The 16,663-nt window shown below is 71.5% G+C and carries 3 protein-coding genes; all 3 read right to left on the reverse strand.

The genetic code is table 11. The features are described from left to right. Position 1: 1 nt before the first annotated feature. Positions 2 to 919, reverse strand: a complete 918-nt coding sequence (locus tag HEP81_RS08605; protein WP_037659848.1) for a GHMP family kinase ATP-binding protein — start codon at positions 917 to 919, stop codon at positions 2 to 4. Between the two features lie 320 nt (positions 920 to 1,239). After that, positions 1,240 to 8,364 (reverse strand): amino acid adenylation domain-containing protein, encoded by a 7,125-nt coding sequence (locus tag HEP81_RS08610; RefSeq protein WP_190275969.1) that lies wholly within the window; start codon positions 8,362 to 8,364, stop codon positions 1,240 to 1,242. After that, positions 8,361 to 16,646: a non-ribosomal peptide synthetase gene (locus tag HEP81_RS08615; RefSeq protein ID WP_190275970.1), complete on the reverse strand. Its 8,286-nt coding sequence runs from the start codon at positions 16,644 to 16,646 to the stop codon at positions 8,361 to 8,363. Before HEP81_RS08615 ends, HEP81_RS08610 begins: the two co-directional genes overlap by 4 nt. Between the last annotated feature and the right edge of the window lie 17 nt (positions 16,647 to 16,663).

The raw sequence follows: 16,663 nt of genomic DNA on the forward strand, positions 1-16,663 counted from the left end.
GTCAGTCACCCGTCGTGAAGATCCACTGCTCGTGGATGCCCGTGCTGTGCAGAAGGTCTTTCGCGTGTTCGGTGCGGGCCTCGACATCGCGGTCGTCGCGGTCGAAGAGGATGCCGGCGATGTCCCCGCTGTGGGCGGTCTGCACCCCGAGGGCGCCGACCTCCCGGACGATCCAGCGGATCCGGTCGAGGTCCGGTATCGGCAGATGCCGCTGGTTGATCTCGGTGCTGGCGGTGGCCACCGCGCCGAGGAGGGCCGCGTCCTTCGTCTGGATGGCGTCGCGGAGCATGGCCTGGAGCTCGGCGAAGCTCCGGGTCTCGTCGGTGCCGTAGCTGGCCGGCGGGAAGGCGAGGGTGTCCACGCCCTGGCCGTTGTTCTGCGGCCGTGAGCCGAAGCCGAGGACGCGCACCGGTGGCATGCGGTAGCCGAAGTCCTCGATGACCTCGCCGTCGCGCTGGGCGAACAGCACCGATGTCTCCTCGAACATCAGGGAGTCGGAGGCCAGTTCCGCCTGTACGGCGAGCCGGGCCACGTCCTCGGGGGCCAGCGCGCTGACGAACGCGTCCTTGACCGCCCAGATGGTGGCGAGGACATCGCTGGTGGAGGAGCCGAAGCCACGGCACAGCGGGACGTCGCCGGAGAGGTCGAGGTGACCGCCCACGGGGTGTTCCCCGTCCGGTCTGATCGCGGCGATGGTGAGTTCGGCCGCGCGCAGGGCCTTGGTCTTCCAGGCCGGGGAGACGGTCAGTTCGGCACCGGGTGCCGGCATGAAGGTCGCGTGTGTCTTGTAGATGGTGCAGGGGAGCGTCACCAGGCCCCTGGTGAGTCCGCCCTCGTGGGGGAAGACTCCCTGAAGGATCTCGCCGTGATGGATGGGAGCCGAAGCGATACCGAGGCGCCAGCCGGAATGATCAGCCATATCCCTTGCTTCCTCTGAGGCCGGGCCGCTCCTTTGCGTACCGGGTCGGCCGTTCGGACACGTTCACGTTAGGAAAAAGACCCGGCCGAATCCGGTGGCTGGGGCGGCAGTTCCCGGGCAGTCACCGCGTGGCGGAGGGGGCGGGGTGAGGGGGGCGCGCTCGTCCGGGGGCCGCTCGGGTTCGTTCGGGGATCCGCCCGGGGTTCGTTCGGGGATCCGCCCGGGGGTTGGCCAGGGGTCCGACCGACGACCGCCCGGCGGCCCGGTCGAAAGTGACTCGGGGGCCGCCGGGCGGTCGGTCGGAGGGCCGGGTGGCGGGGCTAGCGCCTGGCGGGGCGCAGCCGGCCCGACAGGATCTCGCCGATCGCGCGCAGGGGCTCGGGCTCGGTCATCTCGGCGTGCCGGCAGTCGATGTCGACCTCCTCGATCCGGCCGCCCACGTACGGCGCCCAGGCCTCGGCCGCCGTCAACGGGGCAGGCGTGCCGGTGGCGTTGAAGAAGAGCAGGTCGCCGGTGAAGGGCAGGTCCGGCACATGGCGCAGCCGGATGTCCAGGTTGGCGATGGTCGCCTCGACGACGGCTGCCGCGCCCGGTCCGTCGAGTTCACCGAGCCCGGGTGCCCGCTCCCGTACCAGCAGGGCGAGTTCGCGTACGTCCGGCGCCCCCTCGGCGCAGTGGACGGACACGTCCGCCGGCACCTCGCCGAGCAGGCCGTGCAGTACGTCCCCGCCGGTGATCGGCCGCGGTTCGAAGCCCTCCGGCAGCGGATAGGCGTCCAGCAGCCCGAGCAGCCGTACCTCCTCGCCCAGCCGCTCCAGCCGGGCGGCGACGGCGTGCGCGACCATGCCGCCGAAGGACCAGCCGATCAGGTGGTACGGCCCGTGCGGCTGGACCGCGCGGATCGAGGCCAGGTAGTCGTCCGCCATCTCCGCGATGGACCCGGGGCGGCGCTGCGGCTCGGTGAAGTGCCGGGCCTGCAACCCGATGACGGGGTGCTCCTCGCCGATGTGCCGCAGCAGACCGGCGTATCCCCAGCTGATCCCCGAGATGGGGTGGACGCAGAACAGCGGCGGCGCGGATGCCTCCGCCGAGCCCCGGATCCGCAGGACCGCCTCCAGCGGGTTGGCCCTGCCGCCGCCCGCACCGGCCGCGATGTGCTCGGCGAGCAGTGCGGGTGTCGGATAGCGGAACAGGTCGCTGATCGTGGTGTGCGTGCTCCAGATGGTGCGGATGCGGCTGATCAGCCGGGTGGCGAGCAGGGAGTGTCCGCCGCGGTGGAAGAAGTCGTCGTCCACGGCGGCCGAGGACAGGCCGAGGACCTCGGCGAACAGGGTGCACAGGACTTCTTCGGCGGGGGTGCGGGGGCCCCGGCCGGTGCGGGGCTGGTCGTCGGGGTCGGGCTGGGGCAGGGCGCGGCGGTCGAGCTTGCCGTTGGTGGTGCGCGGGAGGACGTCCAGGGGGACGTAGGCCGCTGGGATCATATGGTCGGGAAGCGACACGGAGGCGTGGGCGCGGAGACCGGCGATGTCGATGCGGGCCCCGTCGAGGGGGGTCACATAGGCGATGAGGCCCTTGTTGCCGGGCCGGATCTCGCCGATGACCACGGCCGCCTGGGCCACGGAGGGGTGCCCACGCAGGACGTTCTCGATCTCGCCGGGTTCGATGCGGAACCCCCGGAGCTTCAACTGCTGGTCCGCGCGACCGAGATACTCCAGCTCGCCCCGATGGTTCCAGCGGGCCAGGTCACCCGTCCGGTACATACGACTGCCGGGCGGACCGTACGGGTTCGCGGTGAACCGGTCGGCCGTGAGCGCGGGTTGGCCGATGTACCCGTGGGCCAGGCCATGTCCGGCGACGTACAGCTCACCGGGCGTGTTGGGCGGGAGGAGTTCGAGGTTCGGGCCGAGGACGTACGCGTTCTTGCCCGTCACCGGACTGCCGATGGGGATGGTGGTGGCGTCCGTGGTGTCGGCGGTGATGGGATGGGTGGTGGTGAAGCCCATGCTCTCCGCGGGACCGTAGCCGTTGATCAGGTGCAGATGAGGGTGGTCGGCGAGGGCCCGAGCCGTGTGGGTGGGCGAGGCGGCCTCCCCGGCCGTCATGGCCTCACGTACGACGTCGAAAACGGCCGGGTGCTCGTCCAGCATGTGGTTGAACAGGCTCGCGGACATCTGAAGCGTCGTGATCCGATGCCGCTCGACCAGCTCCACGATCTGGTGCGGATCGGTGTGCTGACCGGGCTGGAGGACACAGGTACCGCCATGCAGGAGCGGGCCGAAGACCTCAAGCGCGAAAGCGTCCCAGGAGATCGGCGAGCACTGCAAGTAGCTCTGCTCCGGGCCGAAATGAAGGTACTCCGGGCCCAAGAACGTCGCCGCCAGCGCGCGATGAGAGGCGGCCACGCCCTTCGGGGTGCCGGTCGAACCGGACGTGAACATGATGCAGGCCACGGCCTCGGGATGCCCGGACGTCTCCACCGCCGCACCCGAAGTCGCCGCGATCACCGTCGCGTCGGCGGTCAGATCGATCAACGGCGCGGCGTGCTCCAGCGCAGGGAGGTACGCCTGACTGATCACGGCGGCCGGATCGGTCTGCGCGAGAACGCCGTTCAGGCGCTCCAGCGGGAACTGGGGGTCCAGCAGGGTGTATCCGGCGCCGGCCTTCAGCACCGCGAGCAGCGAGGCGATCAGCAGAGGTGAGCGTTCGAGGTGGATCGCGACCAGGCCACCCGGCCGTACGCCCCGCGCGGTGAGGTGGCGGGCCAGGCGGTTGGACCAGATGTCCAGCTCCGCATAGGTGATCCGCTGCTCCTCATGGACAAGGGCCACCGAGTCGGGGACCCGCGCCGCCCGCTCGCTGAACAGCCGGTCCAGGGAGAGCCGTGGGGCGGAGGTGTCGGGACCGGCCAAGGCCGTGAGCCGGCCGCGCTCCTCCTCGCCGAGGATCTCCAGTCGGCCGAACGGCAGATCGGGCGCCTCGGCCGCCGCGCCGAGCAGCCGGACCAGGCGCGCCACGGCGGCCCGTACCGTACCGGCGTCGTACAGGTCGGTGGCGTACTCCACGCAGATGTCGAAGCCGGCCGAACCGCCGTCCTCGGCCAGGTGCTCCTCGAAGCCGAAGGTCAGATCGAACTTCGCGATCCTCAGCTCCGGGACGACGAACTCGGTTTCCAAGCCATCAAGTTCGGGTCCGGAACCGAGGGACTGGCCGACGGTGAGCATGACTTGGAACAGCGGGTGCCGGGAGGCCGAGCGCTCCGGATTGAGGGCCTCGACAAGGCGGTCGAAGGGAACGTCCTGGTGGGCCCAGGCGGCGAGGTCCGTGTCCCGGGCGCGGCGCAGCAGTTCGCGGAAGGAGGGGGCGCCGCTGGTGTCGGTGCGCAGGACCAGGGTGTTGACGAAGAAGCCGACCAGATCGTCGAGCGCCTGGTCCGCGCGGCCGGTCACGGGTGAGCCGAGGACGATGTCGGTACCGGCGCCCGAACGGGTCAGCAGCGCGGCCACCGCCGCCTGCGCCACCATGAGGAACGTCGTGCCGGTCTCCCGGGCCAGGGCGGTGAGCGCGCGGTGCGTCTCGGCCGGGCAGGACACGGTGTGTGTGGCGCCCCGATACGACGCCACCACCGGACGCGGCCGGTCGGCGGGAAGGGTCACCTCGTCCGGTACGGCCTCCAGGGCGTTGCGCCAGTGGCCGAGTTGGGCGGCGATCAGGCTGTCCGGGTCGTCGGCGTCCCCCAGGAGTGCCTGCTGCCACAGGGTGTAGTCGGCGTACTGGGCGGGCAGTGGCTCCCAACCCGGCGCCGCCCCCTCGACCCGAGCGGAGTACGCGGTCCCCAGGTCCCGCATCAGCGGGGTGTTCGACCAGCCGTCCGAGACGATGTGGTGCACCACCAGGAGCAGGACGTGATGGTCCGGCGCGAGCTCGAACAGGACGCCGCGCAGCGGGAGTTCGGAGTCGAGGGCGAAGGGCCGGCCGGCCTGCTCGCTGATCCGGGCCGCCAGGGTGTCCTCGTCGGCGCCGAGGACGGTGAAGGGGACCTCCGCCCGGTCGGCCGGGACGATCTGCTGGCGGGGTTCGCCGTGCTCGGCGGGGAACAGGGTGCGCAGGGCCTCGTGCCGGCCCACGACGTCCGCCAGGGCGCCCCGCAGCGCCGCACGGTCGAGGTCACCGGTCAGCCGTATGGCCATGGGGATGTTGTACGTCGCCGAGGGGCCCTCCATCTGGTCCAGGAACCAGAGCCGGCGCTGGGCCGGGGAGAGCGGCAGCCGTGCCGGACGCTCCCCCGCCACCAGGGCGGGCCGGGACGCTTCCGCCCGGTCGCCCGCGATGCGCTCGGCCAGCGCGGCGACCGTCGGGTACCGGAACAAGTCCCTTACCAGCAACCGCACTCCGAAGATCTCGCGCACCCTGGAGACCAGCCGGGTGGCGAGCAGGGAGTGGCCGCCGCGGCGGAAGAAGTCGTCGTCCACGGAGGCCGAGGGCAGGCCCAGTACCTCGGCGAAGACGGTGCACAGGACCTCTTCGGCGGGGGTGCGGGGGGCTCGTCCGTCGGTGGTGTGCCCCTGGAGACTTGGCTGGGGCAGGGCCCGCTGGTCGAGCTTGCCGTTGACGGTCAGGGGAAGGACGTCCAGCGCCATGAAGACGGCCGGGACCATGTAGTCGGCGAGCGCGCTCTCGGCGTGCCGGCGCAGCGCCTCCGGCTCGATCCGGCCACCGGCGACCGGCACGACGTACGCGACGAGCCGCTTGTCCCCCGGCCGGACCTCACGCACGCCGACCGCCGCCTGGGCCACGGAGGGGTGCGCGCGCAGGACGTTCTCAATCTCGCCGGGTTCGATGCGGAACCCCCGGAGCTTCAACTGCTGGTCCGCGCGGCCGAGATACTCCAGCTCGCCCCGATGGTTCCAGCGGGCCAGGTCACCCGTCCGGTACATACGGCTGCCGGGCGGACCGTACGGGTTCGCGGTGAACCGGTCGGCCGTGAGCGCGGGTTGGCCGATGTACCCGTGGGCCAGGCCATGTCCGGCGACGTACAGCTCACCGGGCGTGTTGGGCGGGAGGAGTTCGAGGTTCGGGCCGAGGACGTACGCGTTCTTGCCCGTCACCGGACTGCCGATGGGGATGGTGGTGGCGTCCGTGGTGTCGGCGGTGATGGGATGGGTGGTGGTGAAGCCCATGCTCTCCGCGGGACCGTAGCCGTTGATCAGGTGCAGATGAGGGTGGTCGGCGAGGGCCCGAGCCGTGTGGGTGGGCGAGGCGGCCTCCCCGGCCGTCATGGCCTCACGTACGACGTCGAAAACGGCCGGGTGCTCGTCCAGCATGTGGTTGAACAGGCTCGCGGACATCTGAAGCGTCGTGATCCGATGCCGCTCGACCAGCTCCACGATCTGGTGCGGATCGGTGTGCTGACCGGGCTGGAGGACACAGGTACCGCCATGCAGGAGCGGGCCGAAGACCTCAAGCGCGAAAGCGTCCCAGGAGATCGGCGAGCACTGCAAGTAGCTCTGCTCCGGGCCGAAGTGGAGGTAGTCCGGGCCCAAGAACGTCGCCGCCAGGGCGCGATGAGAGGCGGCCACGCCCTTCGGGGTGCCGGTCGAGCCGGACGTGAACATGATGCAGGCCACGGCCTCAGGGTGGCCGGACGTCTCCACCGCCGCACCCGAAGTCGCCGCGATCACCGTCGCGTCGGCGGTGAGGTCGATCAGGGGGGCGGTGTGCTCCAGCGCAGGGAGATACGCCTGGCTGATCACCACCGATGGACCGGTCTGTTCGAGGGCCTTGTTGAGGCGCTCCAGCGGGAACTGGGGGTCCAGCAGGGTGTATCCGGCGCCGGCCTTCAGCACCGCGAGCAGCGAGGCGATCAGCAGAGGTGAGCGTTCGAGGTGGATCGCGACCAGGCTGCCCGGTGTCACGCCGCGTGCGGTGAGGTGGCGGGCCAGGCGGTTGGACCAGATGTCCAGCTCCGCATAGGTGATCCGCTGCTCCTCATGGACAAGGGCCACGGCGTCGGGGGTCGCGGCCGCCTTTCCGCTGAACAGCTGGTCCAGGGAGAGTTGGGGGGCGCGGGTGCGGGGACCGGCCCAGGTGTCCAGTTGCCGGCGTTCGTCTGCCGCCAGCACGTCCAGCTCGCCGATCGGTGTGTCCGGGGTCTCGGCCACCGCGGTGAGCAGTCGCGTCAGCCGGTCGAGGACCGCCCGTACCGTCCGCGCGTCGTACAGGTCGGTGGCGTACTCGGCGACGATGTCGAATCCGGCCGGGTCGCCGTCGCCGCGGGCGCGCTCCTGGAAGCCGAAGGTCAGGTCGAACTTCGCGATCCGCAGTTCCGGAATCACCAACGACGTTTCCAGGAAGCCGAGTTCGGGGGCCGCCGCGTCGAGCGACTGGCCGACGGTGAGCATCACCTGGAAGAGCGGATGACGGGAGGCCGAGCGCTCCGGATTGAGGACCTCGACAAGACGGTCGAACGGCATGTCCTGGTGGGCCCAGGCCGCCAGATCGGTCTTCTGGGCGCGGCGGAGCAGTTCGCGGAAGGACGGGTCCCCGCCGGTGTCGGTGCGCAGGACCAGGGTGTTGACGAAGAAGCCGACCAGGTCGTCGAGGGCTTCGTCGCCGCGGCCGGTGACCGGGGAGCCGATGACGATGTCGGTTCCGGCGCCCGAGCGGGTCAGCAGCGCGGCCACCGCCGCCTGGGCGGCCATGAAGAACGTGGTGCCGGTTTCCCGAGCCAGGGCGGTGAGCGCGCGGTGCGTCCCGGCCGGGCAGGACACGGTGTGCGTAGCACCCCGGTACGACGCCACCACCGGGCGCGGCCGGTCCGCGGGCAACGACACTTCGTCCGGGAGCCCCGCCAACGCGTCTTTCCAGTAGCCCAGTTGGGACGAGAGGACGCTGCCCGGGTCGTCCGCGTCGCCCAGCACCTCCTGCTGCCACAGCGTGTAATCGGCGTACTGGACCGGCAGCGGCTCCCAGTCCGGCGCACCGCCCTCGATCCGGGCGCCGTACGCGATCCCCAGGTCCCGCATCAGCGGGGCGTTGGACCAGCCGTCCGAGGCGATGTGATGCACGACCAGCAGCAGGACGTGGTCCTCGGGGGCCAGCTCCAGCAGGGTCGCGCGCAGGGGCAGGTCATGGGCGAGGTCGAAGGTCTTCGCCGCCAGTTCGCCGAGGGTGCCGGCGAGCGCGTCCTCGGTTACCGGGATCACCGGCAGCGGGAGATCGACGTCCTCCTCCGCGAGAATCGACTGGTACGGCGTCCCCTCCTGGGCGGGGAACAGGGTGCGCAGCACCTCGTGCCGGGCCACGACATCCGCCAGGGCGCCCCGCAGGGCAGCACGGTCGAGAGCGCCGCGCATCCGGACGGCCAGCGGAATGTGGTAGGTCGCGGAGGGGCCTTCCATCTGGTCCAGGAACCACAGCCGCTGCTGGGCAAAGGACAAGGGGATCACTTGGACGCTCCCATCCGGCGCATGGGCCGAAGCTTGGGCCGGGCGCTGCCGATACGGTCGAGCTGCTCGACCAGCGTGGCCACCATCGGGTTGTTGAAGAGGGCGCCGATCGGCAGGTCGACCCCCATGACGCTGTTGATCCGGCGCACGAGCCGGGTGGCGAGCAGCGAATGCCCGCCCAGGTGGAAGAAGTTGTCGTCGATGGAGACCGACGGGCGGCCGAGCAGCTCGGCGAACAGGCCGCAGAGCATCTCCTCGTTGGGGGTGCGCGGGGCCCGGCCCTCGGCCACCGCTCCCATGTCGGCCGGCTCGGGCGCGGGCAGGGCACGGCGGTCGAGCTTGCCGTTGGCGGTGAGCGGCAGGGCGTCCAGCCGGACGAAGGCGGACGGCACCATGTAGTCGGGCAGGGTCGCGGCCACCCACGCGCGCAGCTCGGCGATGTCCACCCGGCCGCCCTCGAAGGGGGTGACGTAGGCGATCAGGCACTTGTCGCCCGCCCTGATCTCGCCGAGCACCACGGCCGCCTGCGCCACCGAAGGGTGCCGGCACAGGACCGTCTCGATCTCACCGGGTTCGATCCGGAAGCCACGGAGTTTGACCTGCTGGTCGGCGCGGCCCAGGAACTCGATCTCTCCGTGCCGGTTCCAGCGGGCCAGGTCGCCCGTGCGGTACATACGGCTGCCGGGCGGCCCGTAAGGGTCGGCGGTGAACCGCTCGGCGGTCAGCGCGGACCGGTTCGGGTAGCCGGCGGCCAGTCCGGAGCCCGCCAGGTACAGCTCGCCCGGTGTCATGGGCGGGACCAGGCGCATCCGGCTGTCCAGGACGTACATCCGGGTGTTGTCCAGCGGGGTGCCGATGGGTACCGCGCCCGGGAGGTCGTAGGGCGCCCGGACGGTGTGCGCGGCGACCAGGACGGTCGTCTCGGTCGGGCCGTAGCCGTTGAGCACGGTGGTCTCGGGGCAGTGCTGATGGATACGGCGGACCGCCTCGACGGACATGACGTCACCGCCGGTCAGCACGGTCCGTACGCCCGCCAGCGCCGCCGGGTCGTCCTCGGCCAGCATCTGGAACAGCCCGGACGACAGGATCAGCCCCGTGATCCGGCCCTCGGACAGCGCGCGGCTCATCGCGGTGGTGTCCAGCGGCCCGGGCGGTGCGACGACGAGCGTGCCGCCGGTCAGCAGTGGCATCCAGAATTCGAAGGTGGAGGCGTCGAAGGCCATCGGGGAGTGCAGCAGCATCCGGGCCCGGGATGCGAGGGGGAACCGTACGTCGGCGGCCAGCTCGGTGATGTTGCGGTGGGTGACCGTGACGCCCTTGGGGACGCCGGTCGAGCCGGAGGTGAACATGGCGTAGGCCGGCTGGTCGGGGTGGATCCGGGGCAGGGGGTCCGCTCCCCCGGCCGTGGCCTGCGGGTCCGCCGGGTGGTCCCCCGGGTGGTCCGCCACACCGGTGACCGGGATCGTGCGGGCGTGCTCGGGAAGGTCGAAGCCGGTCAGGTCGCGGTCGGTGAGGAAGACCGTGGCCTTGGAGTCCCGGATGATGAGGGCGATGCGGTCGGCGGGGTAGCGGACGTCCAGCGGGACGTAGACCGCTCCGGCCTTCACGACCGCGAGCAGGGCGACCACCGCCTCCAGCGAGCGCTCCAGGAAGAGGACCACGGGGTCCCCGGCGCGGATGCCCTCGCCGATGAGCCGACGGGCCAGCCGGTCGGTGCGCTCGTCCAACTCGGCGTAGGTGAGGGTGCGTTCGCCCATCACCGCGGCCGGCGCGGCCGGTTCGCGGGCGACCTGCGCGGCGAACGCCTCCGGCAGCGAGGTCCCGGCACCGGGGACCACGGGGCCGTTCCAGGTGACGAGCAGCCGTCGGCGTTCCTCCTCGCCGAGCATGTCCAGCTCGCCGGCCGGCAGGTCAGGGGCGTCGGCCGCCGCGCCCAGCAGCCGGGTCAGGCGGGCCGCGGCGGCGCGGACGGTGTCCGCGTCGTACAGGTCGGTGGCGTACTCCACGCTCAGGTCGAAGCCGGCCGGTTCGCCTTCCGGGGTGCGGTGCTCCCGGAAGGTGAAGGTGAGGTCGAACTTGGCGACCTCCAGTGGCGTGAACTCCGACTCGGCGGTCACACCCGGCAGTTCGGGCACCGGTACGACCGCGTCGGTGACCGAGAGCATGACCTGCGCGAGGGGGTGGCGGGAGGTGGAGCGCTCGGGGTTGAGGGCCTCGACAAGGCGGTCGAACGGCACGTCCTGATGGGCCCAGGCCGCCAGATCGGTCTCCCGTGTACGGCGCAGGAGTTCACGGAAGGTCGGGTCCCCGCCGGTGTCGGTGCGCAGGACCAGGGTGTTGACGAAGAAGCCCACCAGATCGTCGAGTGCCTGGTCCGCGCGTCCGGCGACGGGGGCGCCGATGGCGATGTCGGTTCCGGCGCCCGAGCGGGTCAGGAGCGCGGCCACCGCCGCCTGGGCGACCATGAAGAACGTGGTGCCGGTCTCCCGGGCCAGGGCGGTGAGCGCCTGGTGCGTCTCGGCCGGGCAGGACATGGTGTGCGTGGCGCCCCGGTAGGAGGCCGTCGCGGGACGCGGCCGGTCCGCGGGCAGCGACACCTCGTCCGGCAGTCCCACCAACGCGTCCTTCCAGAAGCCCAGTTGGGAGGAGAGCGCGCTGTCCGGGTCGTCCGCGTCCCCCAGGACTTCCTGCTGCCACAGGGTGTAGTCGGCGTACTGGACCGGCAGCGGCTCCCAGCCCGGCGCGCCGCCCTCGATCCGGGCGCCGTACGCGGTCCCCAGGTCCCGCATCAGCGGGGTGTTCGACCAGCCGTCCGAGGCGATGTGATGCATCACCAGCAGCAGGACGTGCTCATCCGGCGCCAGCTCGAACAGGACGGCGCGTATTGGGAGTTCGGAGTCGAGGACGAACGGGCGCCCCGCCTCCTCACCGATCCGCGCCGCGAGCGTGTCCTCGTCGGCGCCGAGGACGGCGAAGGGGACGGCGAAGGGGGCCTCCGCCTGTTCGGCCGGGACGATCCGCTGGTACGGCTCGCCGTTCTCGGCGGGGAACAGGGTGCGCAGCGCCTCGTGCCGGGCCACGACGTCCGACACGGCGCTCCGCAGCGCGTCCCGGTCGAGGCCGCCCGTGAGGCGGATGGCCAGCGGGATGTTGTACGTCGCGGAGGGGCCCTCCATCTGGTCGAGGAACCAGAGCCGTTGCTGGGAGGGGGAGAGCGGCAGGCGCGCCGGACGGGATCCGGCGGTCAGGGCGGGGCGGGTGGTGTCGCTCTGACCGTCCTGACCATCCTGGCCGTCCGCGATGTGAGCGGCCAGCGCGGCCGTCGTCGGGTGCCGGAACAGGTCCCGCACCAGCATCTGTACCCCGAAGATCTCCCGCACCCTCGCGACCAGCCGGGTGGCGAGCAGCGAGTGGCCGCCGAGCCGGAAGAAGTCGTCGTCCACCGAGACCGACGGCAGCCCCAGGGCCTCCGCGAACAGGGTGCACAGGACCTCCTCGGCGGGTGTGCGAGCGGCCTGGCCGCCCGCGCCGCCCCGCAGGGCCGGCTTGGGCAGGGCACGCCGGTCGAGCTTGCCGTTGGCGGTGAGCGGCAGGGCGTCCAGGGTGACGAAGGCAGACGGCACCATGTACTCGGGCAGCACTCCCCCGACGTACCGCCGCAACGCCTCCGGGTCGATCTCGCCCCCGGCACCGGACACGACGTACGCGACGAGCCGCTTGTCCCCCGGGCGGTCCTCGCGCACGACGACCGCCGCCTGACCCACCTCGGCCACCCGGCTCAACACCGTCTCGATCTCACCGAGTTCGATCCGGAAGCCCCGCAGCTTGACCTGCTGATCGGCACGGCCCAAAAACTCGATCTCACCGTGCTGGTTCCAGCGGGCCAGATCGCCCGTGCGGTACATACGACCGCCGGGCGGACCGTACGGGTTCGCGGTGAACCGCTCCGCTGTCAGCGCCGGACGACCGAAGTAGCCGGCGGCGAGGTGGGATCCGGCGACGTACAGCTCGCCCGTGACGCCCGGAGGCGCGGGGCGGAACCGGTCGTCCAGGATGTACATGCCGGTGTTGGCCATGGGGCCGCCGAGGTGGAGCCGTTCCACGGTCCGGGTCTGCGTGGTGAAGACCTGGTAGCTACAGAACACGGTCGCCTCGGTCGGGCCGTAGGCGTGCACCACGGTGGTGTCCGGGCACCGGTCCAGGACCGTCCGCAGGGCCGTGGCCGACAGGACATCGCCACCGGTCCAGATCTCCTCCAGGCGACCCAGGCTGTCGACGGCCTCCTGGGCCATCGCGTCGAAGAGGGCCGTGGTGAAGTAGGCGGCCGTGACGCCGTGTCGGGCGATGGCTTCCCCGACCTCGCCGAGGTCGATCTCGGCGGCCGGGAGGATCACCGCCAGTCCGCCGCTCAGCAGCGGCACCCACAGTTCGTACGTCGAGGAGTCGAAGGCCAGCGGTGAATAGGCCAGCACCCGCCGGTGCCGACCGCTCGCCCACCAGGGGTCAAGGGCCAGTTCCACCACGTTGCGGTGCGTGTTCACCACGCCCTTCGGGGTACCGCTCGACCCCGAGGTGTACATCACGTACGCCGCCTGGTCAGGGGAGAGCGAGAGCCCCAATGGCGCCAACTCGCCGTCGGCCACGGCAATTTCATCCCCCACCCGCACCACCGGCAGCTCGCCGGTGAAGTCCGTCCCACCCTCACGGCGATCGGTCACCAGCAGCACCGCACCCGTGTCCCGCAGCATCCACCCCAACCGCTCCACCGGCTGACGCGCGTCCAACGGCACATACACACCGCCCGCCTTCAACACCCCCAGCATCGCCACGACATACGCCACCGAACGGTCCAGGAACAGCCCCACCCGATCACCCGGCCGCACCCCGGCCGCGACCAGCCGGTGAGCGAACCCGTCCGAGGACACGTCCAACTGCCGGTAGGTCAGCTCGACTTCCCCGCACACCAGTGCCACCGCGCCCGGTGTACGTGCCGCCTGTGCCGTGAACAGCTCCGGCAGGGTGGCGGTGGGCAGCTCGGTCGCGGTCTCGTTGTAGGCGACGAGGAGTTCGGCGCGTTCGGCCTCGCCGAACAGATCGATCCGGCCGATCGGGGTCTCGGGTTCGGTGACGGCCGCGCCGAGCAGCCGGACCAGACGGGCCGCCGCGGCGCGCATGGTGACGGCGTCGTAGAGGTCGGTGGCGTACTCGATGGTGATGTCGAGGCCGGCCGGGCCGCCGTCGTGGCTGTGGTGCTCGTGGAAGTTCACCGTGAAGTCGAACTTGGCCGCACCCAGCGGGAGTTGCCTCGCGCTGGTGTCCGCGCCGGGCAGCGGCGGCGCCGGGTCGACGGCGTCGGCCACGGTGAGCATGACCTGGAAGAGCGGGTGCCGGGAGGCGGACCGCTCGGGGTTGAGGGCCTCGACAAGGCGGTCGAACGGCACGTCCTGGTGCGCCCAGGCCGCGAGGTCGGTCTCCCGGGCGCGCCGGAGGAGTTCACGGAAGGAGGGGTCACCGCCGGTGTCGGTGCGCAGGACCAGGGTGTTGACGAAGAAGCCGACCAGATCGTCGAGCGCCTCGTCGCCGCGCCCCGCGACAAGGGATCCGATGGCGATGTCGGTACCGGCGCCCGAGCGGGTCAGCAGCGCCGCCACCGCCGCCTGGGCGACCATGAAGAACGTGGTGCCGGTCTCCCGGGCCAGGGCGGTGAGTGCCCGGTGCGTCTCGGCCGGGCAGGACACGGTGTGCGTGGCGCCCCGGTAGGAGGCCACCACCGGGCGCGGCCGGTCCGCAGGCAACGACACCGTGTCGGGCAGCTCCGCCAACGCGCCTTTCCAGTAGGCGAGTTGTGTGGAGATCACGCTGTCCGGGTCGTCCGCGCTCCCCAGGATGTCGCGCTGCCAGAGGGTGTAGTCGGCGTACTGGACCGGCAGCGGCTCCCAGCCCGGTGCCACCCCGTCGAGCCGGGCCTCGTACGCGGTCCCCAGGTCCCGCATCAACGGGGTGTTCGACCAGCCGTCCGAGGCGATGTGATGCACCACCAGCAGCAGCACGTGATCGTCCGGTGCCAGCTCCAGCAGGGTCCCCCGGAGGGGCAGGTCGCGGGCGAGATCGAAGGCCAGGCTCCCGGCCAGCTCGCCGAGGGTGTCTTGCAGCGCGTCCTCGGTCACCGGGACCACCGGCAGCGCGAGATCGATCGACTCCACCGGCAGGACGGACTGGTACGGCGTGCCGTCCTGGGCCGGGTACCGCGTCCGCAGCACCTCGTGCCGGGCGACGACGTCCGACAGGGCGCCGCGCAGTGCCTCCCGGTCGAGGGTGCCCCGCACCCGGACGGCCAGCGGGATGTTGTACGTCGCCGACGGGCCTTCCAACTGGTCCAGGAACCAAAGCCGTTGCTGGGCCGGGGAGAGCGGGACCGTGGCACCGCGCTCGACCGCCACCAGCGCGGGACGGTCCTCCGCGACCGCTCCGGCGAGATGACCGGCGAGCAGGGCGGCCGTCGGGTGGCGGAAGAAGTCGGTCAGCGACAGCTGGGTGCCGAGCAGGGCGCGGATGCGGCAGACGAGGCGGGTGGCGAGCAGCGAGTGGCCGCCGAGCCGGAAGAAGTCGTCGTCCACCGAGACCGACGGCAGCCCCAGGGCCTCCGCGAACAAGGTGCACAGGACTTCTTCGGCGGGCGTGCGAGCGGCACGGCCACCCGCGCCGCCGGCCGGCACCGGTTCGGGCAGGGCACGCCGGTCGAGCTTGCCGTTGGCGGTGAGCGGCAGGGCGTCCAGGGTGACGAAGGCAGACGGCACCATGTACTCGGGCAGCGCCCCCTCCACGTACCGCCGCAACGCCTCCGGGTCGATCTCGCACCCGGCACCGGACACGACGTACGCGACGAGCCGCTTGTCCCCCGGGCGGTCCTCGCGCACGACGACCGCCGCCTGACCCACCTCCGCCACCCGGCTCAACACCGTCTCGATCTCACCGAGTTCGATCCGGAAGCCCCGCAGCTTGACCTGCTGATCGGCACGGCCCAAAAACTCGATCTCACCGTGCTGGTTCCAGCGGGCCAGATCGCCCGTGCGGTACATACGACTGCCCGGCGGACCGTACGGGTTCGCGCTGAACCGCTCCGCCGTCAGCGCCGGACGACCGAAGTAGCCGGCGGCGAGGTGGGATCCGGCGACGTACAGCTCGCCCGGCTCGCCCGGCCGCGTCTGGCGCAGTCGCTCGTCCAGGACGTACATGGCGGTGTTGGCCATCGGGACGCCCAGGTGGAGCCGTTCCACGGTCCGGGTGTCCGTGGCGAAGACCTGGTAGCTACAGAAGACCGTCGACTCGGTCGGGCCGTAGGCGTGCACGACGGTGGTTCCGGGGCAGTGCGCGAGCACCTTCTCCAACGCGGTCCTGGACAGCACGTCGCCGCCGGTCCAGATCTCCTCCAGGTGCCCCAGGCTGTCGACGGCCTCCTGGGCCATCGCGTCGAAGAGGGCGGTGGTGAAGTAGGCGGCCGTGACATCGAATCGGGTGATGGCGTCCGCGATCTCGCCGAGGTCGATCTTGGCCGCGGGGAGGATCACCGCCAGTCCGCCGCTCAGCAGCGGCACCCACAGTTCGTACGTCGAGGAGTCGAAGGCCAGCGGTGAGTAGGCGAGAACGCGGCGGTGGCGCGCGCCGGAACCGGACCACCAGGGGTCAAGGGCCAGTTCCACCACATTGCGGTGCGTGTTCACCACGCCCTTCGGGGTACCGCTCGACCCCGAGGTGTACATCACGTACGCCGCCTGATCGGGAGCGACGGACAGCGCAAGCGACGCCGACTCCCCGTCGCCCGCGGCGATTTCGGCGCCCACGCGCACCACCGGCAGCTCACTGGCGAAGTCCGTCCCACCCTCACGGCGATCGGTCACCAGCAGCACCGCACCCGTGTCCCGCAGCATCCACCCCAACCGCTCCACCGGCTGACGCGCGTCCAACGGCACATACACACCGCCCGCCTTCAACACCCCCAGCATCGCCACGACATACGCCACCGACCGGTTCAGGAACAGCCCCACCCGATCGCCGGGCCGCACCCCGGCCGCGACCAGCCGGTGAGCGAACGCGTCCGAGGACACGTCCAACTGCCGGTAGGTCAGCTCGACTTCGCCGCACAGCAGGGCGATGGCATCGGGTGTGCGGCCCGCCTGGGCGGTGAACAGTTCGTGCAGCGGCAGCTCGGGAAGGGCCACCGCGGTGCTGTTGTACTCGTCGATGTCGACCGAGTGGGCCTGACCGGCCTGCTGCTGGGGCATCTGGACACACCAATCTC

Origin of the sequence: Streptomyces griseofuscus (genome assembly GCF_014673495.1) — a bacterium.
GTDB lineage: Bacteria > Actinomycetota > Actinomycetes > Streptomycetales > Streptomycetaceae > Streptomyces > Streptomyces murinus.

Excerpts from the sequence above, each read along its gene's own strand:
- HEP81_RS08605 (WP_037659848.1), bottom strand. The coding sequence starts at position 919 with ATGGCTGATCATTCCGGCTGGCGCCTCGGTATCGCTTCGGCTCCCATC.
- HEP81_RS08615 (WP_190275970.1), bottom strand. The coding sequence starts at position 16,646 with ATGCCCCAGCAGCAGGCCGGTCAGGCCCACTCGGTCGACATCGACGAG.